Here is a 6,465-nt window from a genome sequence, read left to right on the forward strand (position 1 = left end):
GACCTCGGCGTGCGCGTTGCGGTCATGGATCTGCAGGGCGAGGCCGTTCTGCTTCGCGATCTCGATGTGCGCCTCGAAGCTGCGGTACTGGGCGGCGAGCCCCTCCGGCCCGGTGCGGAAGAAGTCGAGACCGGTCTCGCCGATCGCGACGACCCGCGGGCGCCCGGCGAGTTCGCTGATCTCGGCGAGGGCGTCGTCGAGCGTGCCGGCCTGCTCGTAGTCCGGTGCCTCGTTCGGGTGGATCGCGACGGCCGCGAGCATGCGTGGCTCGCTCGCGGCGGCCTCGGCCGACCAGCGGGAGGTCTCCCGGTCGCCGCCGACCTGGATCACGCCCTGCACGCCCACGCTCACGGCCCGGTCGAGCTGTTCGGCGAGGCTGAGCGGATGCTCGCCGTCGCTGATCTCGAGATGGGTGTGGTTGTCGTACACCGGCACGGGGAGCGGCTCCGGCGGGGCCGGGTAGCTCAGGTCGCGGCCGGCGGTCTGCTCACGCTGGCGGACGGGTTCGTTAGCCAACCGTCGCCTCGATGCGCGGGAAGAGCGCCTCGAGCGGGGAGACGTGGGTGCCTCCGGTCCACTCCCACGCGCGGTCGATGCGCTGGTCGGTGACGAGGCCCTCGCCGCCGAGGGCGGACCAGAGCTTGGCGCACGCCTCGGGGACGACCGGGGAGAGCAGCACGGCGAGGGTGCCGAGGCCGCGCACGGCGGTGAACAGCACGGCGTCGAGCCGGTCGCGGTCGGCGGGGTCCTTGGCGAGGCCCCACGGTTCCTGGGTCGTGATGTAGCCGTTGAGCTCGTCGACGAGTTCCCAGACGGATGCGATCGCCTCGTGGATCGCGAGGCGGGAGATGGCCTCGCCCGCGGCATCCGTCACCCGGATCTCGGTGGCCCGGATGGCCGCGTCCGCCTCGGTGAAGGCCGTCGTGACCGGGATCTCGCCATCGCAGTAGCGCACGACCATGGCGATGACGCGGGAGGCGAGGTTGCCGAAGCCGTTGGCGAGCTCGGACTGGTACCGGGCGGAGAGGTCCTCCCAGGAGAACGAGCCGTCCTGTCCGAAGCTGATGGCGCGCATGAAGTAGTAGCGGAACGCGTCGGAGCCGAAGGTGTCGGTGATCTGGCTCGGGGCGATGCCGGTGAGCTTGGACTTGCTCATCTTCTCGCCGCCGACGAGCAACCAGCCGTGGCCGAAGACCCGGCGCGGCACCGGGAGCCCGGCGGCCATCAGCATGGCGGGCCAGATCACGGCGTGGAACCGGAGGATGTCCTTGCCGACGATGTGCGTGGCCGGCCAGAGCCTGCTGAACCGCTCGTCGTCCTGCCCGTAACCGGCGGCGGTGATGTAGTTGAGCAGCGCGTCGAACCAGACGTAGACGACGTGGCTGTCGTCCCACGGCACCTTGATGCCCCAGTCGAAGCTCGAGCGCGAGATCGACAGGTCGGAAAGGCCCTGCTTCACGAAGGAGATGACCTCGTTGCGGGCGCTCTCGGGCTGGACGAAGTCGGGGTCTTCCTCGTAGAGGGCGAGCAGGCGCTCGGCGAAGGTGCTCATCCGGAAGAAGTAGTTCTTCTCGTGGAGCAGCTCGACCGGGAGGGAGTGGATGGCGCAGACCTGCTGGCCGATGAACTCGCCGGTGCCCTCGATCAGGTCGCTCGGCTGCTTGTATTCCTCGCAGCCGACGCAGTAGAAGCCCTCGTACTCGCCCGTGTAGATATGGCCGGCGTCGTAGAGGTGCTGCAGGAACTTCTGCGCGTTGACCTCGTGGCGTTCGTCGGTCGTGCGGATGAAGTCGTCGTTGCGAATGTCGACAGTCTTGAGCAGCGGCTTCCACGCGGTCTCGACGAGGCGGTCGGCCCATTCCTTCGGGGTGACGCCGTTCGCGGTCGCGGTCCGCAGGATCTTCTGGCCGTGCTCGTCGGTACCGGTGAGCAGCCAGGCGTCCTCGCCGGCCTGCCGGTGCCAGCGCGCGAGGAGGTCTGCGGCCACTTCCGTGTACGCGTGACCGATGTGGGGCACATCATTCACATAGAAAATGGGCGTGGTGATGTAAAAGGATGCTCCGGCGGACATGCCCCCAGTCTATTGGGAGCAACGGATGCCCCGGGCCGGGTTACGTCCCGCCTCGGTTCGGGTCAGAACGGCAGGGGCGGATGCTGCGGCGCGGCCGGCCCACGCGCCCCCGGCTTCTGCGCGAGGGCGGCCTCGTAGAGGTCGCGCTTGCCGAGGCCGGACACCGCGGACACGTCTGCTGCGGCCTCCTTGAGCCGGGCGCCGGCCGCGACCTGGGCGAGCACCTCCGCGACCCCGGTCGCGAGGTCGAGCACGCGCTTCTCGGCCCCGGCGACGACGATCGCGATCTCGCCCTTGACGCCCGCTGCCGCCCACTCGGCCAGTTCGGCGGCGGTGCCGCGCTTGACCTCCTCGAAGAACTTGGTGAGCTCGCGGCAGACCACGACGCGGCGGTCGGCGCCGAGCACCTCGGCGAGGTCGATGAGGGAGGCGGCGAGCCGGTTCGGCGACTCGAAGAAGACCATGGTGCGGCGTTCGTCGGCCACCTCGCGGAGGGCAGACATCCGGTCGCCGTGCTTGCGGGGCAGGAAGCCCTCGAAGGTGAACCGGTCGGTCGGCAGCCCGGAGACGGCGAGGGCGGTGAGCACTGCGGACGGGCCGGGCAGCACGGTGACCGTGACGCCGGCTGCGACGGCGGCGTCGACGAGGTGGAAGCCGGGGTCGGAGACGGTCGGCATGCCGGCGTCGCTCAGCACGAGCAGGTCGGTGTCCCGGGCCAGCTCGACGAGCTCAGCCGCCTTCACCCGTTCGTTGTGGTCGTGCAGGCTGATCAACTGCGGACGGTTCTCGATCGCGAGGGCCTTGAGCAGGTGCACGGTGACGCGGGTGTCCTCCGCCGCGATGACCGTGGCGGTCGTGAGCGCCTCGACCAGCCGGCGCGAGACGTCGCCGAGGTTTCCAATCGGGGTGGCAGCGAGGATGATCATTCCCCCAGTCTCGCAGTCCGCGCATAACCACCGCTCACTACGATGGTCAGCGTGCTCCTCATACGCCGCTGGTTCCCGTGGGCCGGCCCCCTGTTCGTGGTCGTCGTGGCCTCCGTTCTCCGCCTCTGGAACCTCGGCTCCCCGCACGCGCTCGTCTTCGACGAGACCTTCTACGTCAAGGATGCCTGGAGCCTCTTCAACAACGGCTACGAGTCCACCTGGCCGGACAAGGCCGACGAGATCTTCGCAAACGGCAATGCGAATATCTTCACCGACGTCGGATCGTTCGTCGTGCATCCGCCGCTCGGGAAGTGGCTGATCTCACTCGGGATGGCCGCATTCGGGCCGGGAAACAGCTGGGGCTGGCGCATCGTGACGGCCCTGATCGGCATTCTCGCGGTCGTGCTGCTGATGCTCATCATCAGGAAGCTGTTCGGCTCGACCCTGCTCGCGGTCATCGGCGGGTTCCTGTTCGCGATCGACGGCAACGCGATCGTGATGAGCCGGGTGGCGTTGCTCGACAACTATGTGATGTTCTTCGCGCTTCTCGGGTTCGGGGCGATCCTGCTCGACCGGGAGTGGCACGCGACCCGCCTTGCCGCCTGGATGGCGAAACGGGCGGAGACGGGCGAGTGGCCCGGCTGGGGGCCCGCGATGTGGTTCCGGCCGTGGCTCCTCGCCGCGGGCCTCGCCTTCGGGTTGACCATGAGCGTCAAGTGGTCCGGCCTGTACTTCCTCGCCGCTTTCGGCGTCTACGTCGTGGTCGTGGACGCCCTCACCCGCCGGCGGGCCGGCATCCCGTTCTGGGCGAGCGGTGCCATCCTCAAGCAGGGTCCGATCAGCTTCCTGCTGATGGTGCCGATCGCGGTCGTGACCTTCCTCAGCTCGTGGACGGGCTGGTTCGTCACCACGGGCGGCTTCTACCGCACCTGGGCAGACTCACCCGAGACGGCCTGGACCGGGGCATTCGCCTGGGTGCCGCATGTCGTCCAGAGTTTCTGGCACTACCAGGTCGCCGCATACACCTATCACGTCGGCCTCGTCACGCCGCACCCGTACCAGTCGAACCCGCTGACCTGGCTGTTCATGGTGCGCCCGACGAGCATGTATTACCAGTCGTCTGCGGCCGGTGAGGGCACCTGCAGCTTCTCGACCTGCTCAGAGGCGATCACCGAGATCGCCAACCCGCTGATCTGGTGGGCCGGGACCGCCGCCGTGCTCTACCTCGTCTATCGCCTCGCCCGGTACCGGGAATGGCGGGTGGGCCTGATTCTGATGGGCATGGTCGCCGGGTACCTGCCCTGGCTGATGTACACCGGCCGAACGGTCTTCCAGTTCTACTCGATCGCCTTCGAGCCGTACCTGATCCTCGCGCTCACGTTCGTGATCGGTCTCGTGCTCGGACTCGCGCCGGGCACCGGCGGGGTCGGGGCGGACGCCGTGACGCGCGAACCGGACCGGACCGTCGGCATCCGTGTGCTGATCGGCTACCTCGTGGCTGCGGTGCTGGTCAGCGCCTTCTTCTACCCGCTCTGGACGGGAATGCAGATCCCGTTCTCGTTCTGGCAGATGCATATTTGGCTGCCGAGCTGGCGATAGCCGCGCCCGGATCCCCGGAATTCCGGGCGAAGGAGACCCTGCGGTTTCGTGCCGTTTCGGCGATTTGAGGACTCTTCATATGCCGTTTGGGCCATATAGCGACTGGGAAACCGTTGTGAATCCGACCCACGGACCGGGGGTGCGCCCGTAGGATACTTCTATCTGCACCACGAGTGATTGCTCCAGAACCGACTGAGAAGTCCAGATCCAAACCAAAGGCCTCATGTCGGAAGCATCCGTCGCACCCACGGTGCGCATCGTCAAGACCCGTCGGGGTGGCGACTCGAAGAATCCCACCACCGAGTACTCCTCGCTGCTGCACACTGTGCGCAACCTGGGCCTCCTGAAGCGCGCGACCGGGTTCTACTGGTTCGTCTTCGGCATGCTCATCCTCGCAACTGCGGGTCTCGGCACCGGTTTCGTGCTCCTCGGCGACAGCTGGTACCAGCTGATCATCGCCGGCGTGCTCGGCATCATCCTCACCCAGTTCGCGTTCCTCGCCCACGAGGCCTCGCACCGGCAGGTGTTCGAGTCCGGACCCGCCAACGACAAGGCCGGCCGTATCCTCGCGAACCTCTTCGTCGGCATCAGCTACGCCTGGTGGATGAACAAGCACAGCCGCCACCACGCCAACCCGAACGTGATCGGCAAAGACCCCGACATCGACCCCGACTTCATCGTCTTCCGCGAGGAGGACGCCGCGAAGGTGTCCTGGCTCGGCTCGTTCGTCACGCGCAAGCAGGGCTACCTGTTCTTCCCGCTCCTGATGGCCGAGGGCTTCAACCTTCACGTCCAGGGCTTCCGCACGGTCTTCGGCCGCGGCAAGGTCGACAAGCGCTGGCTCGAGATCAGCATGCTCACGACCCGCATCGTGCTCTACGTCGCCGTGATCTTCTACTTCCTGCCGCTCGGCATGGCCTTCGCCTTCATCGGCGTGCAGCTCGCCGTCTTCGGGGTCTACATGGGCGCATCCTTCGCCCCGAACCACAAGGGGATGCCGCAACTCCCCCACGACAGCAAGGTCGACTTCCTGCGCCGCCAGGTCCTGACCTCGCGCAACATCCGCGGCGGCACCTTCATGGACACCTTCATGGGCGGCCTGAACTACCAGGTCGAGCACCACCTGTTCCCGAACATGGCCCGCCCGCACCTGCGGAAGGCGCAGGAGATCACCAAGGAATACTGCCAGTCGCACAACATCCTGTACACGGAGACGGGCCTGTTCCAGTCGTACGGGATCGTCATCGAGTACCTGAACACGGTCGGCCTCGCCGCCCGCGATCCGTTCGACTGCCCCATGGTCGCGCGCTTCCACCACCGCTGACGGCTTTCCGCCGAGCGCGGGTGTTCTGCCGTTGCGCGGGTGGTGCACCACCAGCGGAGCGGCGCAACGCCAGCGCTCGGCGTGAGGGACGGGCGCCGGTGACGCGGGAGTAGGCTCGAATCCATGTGGCTGCCGGGCGTGCTCGTCGCGGTCGCCGCCGCACTCCTTGCCGGGCTCGTGCACGCCCTCGTCCCCGGGATCCCGCTTCTCACGGCCGCCGTGGTGTTCGGAATCGTCGCCGGCCAACTGCCGGTTGCGCGCCGGCAACTCACCGGAGTGCTCGCGCCGGGCCTCTCGGTCGCCTCCAAACGCATCATGCGCCTCGGAATCGTGCTGCTCGGCCTCAAGCTCAGCCTCGTCGACATCCTCGGCCTCGGCTGGGTGACGATCGCGACGACCATCGCGATCGTCGTTCTCACCTTCTTCGGCACGCTGTGGTTCGGTCGGAGGATCGGCCTGCCCGGGCAGCAGCCCCTGCTGATCGCGACCGGATTCTCGGTCTGCGGCGCGTCCGCGATCGGCGCCATGAGTGCCGTCGTGCACGC

At 67.7% G+C, this 6,465-nt stretch carries 6 protein-coding genes; 3 read left to right on the forward strand and 3 right to left on the reverse strand.

The features are described from left to right. The 3 genes from QN345_RS14075 to rsmI all read right to left on the reverse strand — a co-directional run. Nucleotides 1-516 (reverse strand): TatD family hydrolase (locus QN345_RS14075; protein ID WP_323508772.1); only part of this gene is annotated, 516 nt, incomplete at its 3' end. Beyond that, nucleotides 509-2,071, reverse strand: a complete 1,563-nt coding sequence (gene metG / locus QN345_RS14080) for a methionine--tRNA ligase (RefSeq protein WP_134448207.1) — start codon at nt 2,069-2,071, stop codon at nt 509-511. The genes metG and QN345_RS14075, both read right to left, overlap by 8 nt. Before the next feature lie 62 nt (nt 2,072-2,133). Next, a complete protein-coding gene (rsmI, locus tag QN345_RS14085; RefSeq protein ID WP_134448205.1) occupies nt 2,134-2,997 on the reverse strand; it encodes a 16S rRNA (cytidine(1402)-2'-O)-methyltransferase in 864 nt (287 codons plus the stop codon). Between the two features lie 51 nt (nt 2,998-3,048). Between rsmI and QN345_RS14090 the strand changes: the two genes are divergently transcribed. From QN345_RS14090 to QN345_RS14100, 3 genes are all read left to right on the forward strand, one after another. Beyond that, on the forward strand, nt 3,049-4,596 hold the full coding sequence (locus tag QN345_RS14090) for a dolichyl-phosphate-mannose--protein mannosyltransferase (protein ID WP_322136250.1): 1,548 nt from the start codon (nt 3,049-3,051) through the stop codon (nt 4,594-4,596). A 223-nt stretch (nt 4,597-4,819) separates the two neighbouring features. Further along, the gene (locus tag QN345_RS14095) at nt 4,820-5,920 is read left to right on the forward strand and encodes a fatty acid desaturase family protein (protein WP_134448201.1); all 1,101 of its coding nucleotides are present in this window, start codon (nt 4,820-4,822) and stop codon (nt 5,918-5,920) included. A gap of 123 nt (nt 5,921-6,043) precedes the next feature. Next, on the forward strand, nt 6,044-6,465 hold a 422-nt coding region (locus QN345_RS14100; RefSeq protein ID WP_323508773.1), incomplete at its 3' end, for a putative sulfate exporter family transporter.

Source organism: Cryobacterium sp. 10I1, from assembly GCF_035019805.1.
Lineage (GTDB): Bacteria > Actinomycetota > Actinomycetes > Actinomycetales > Microbacteriaceae > Cryobacterium > Cryobacterium glucosi.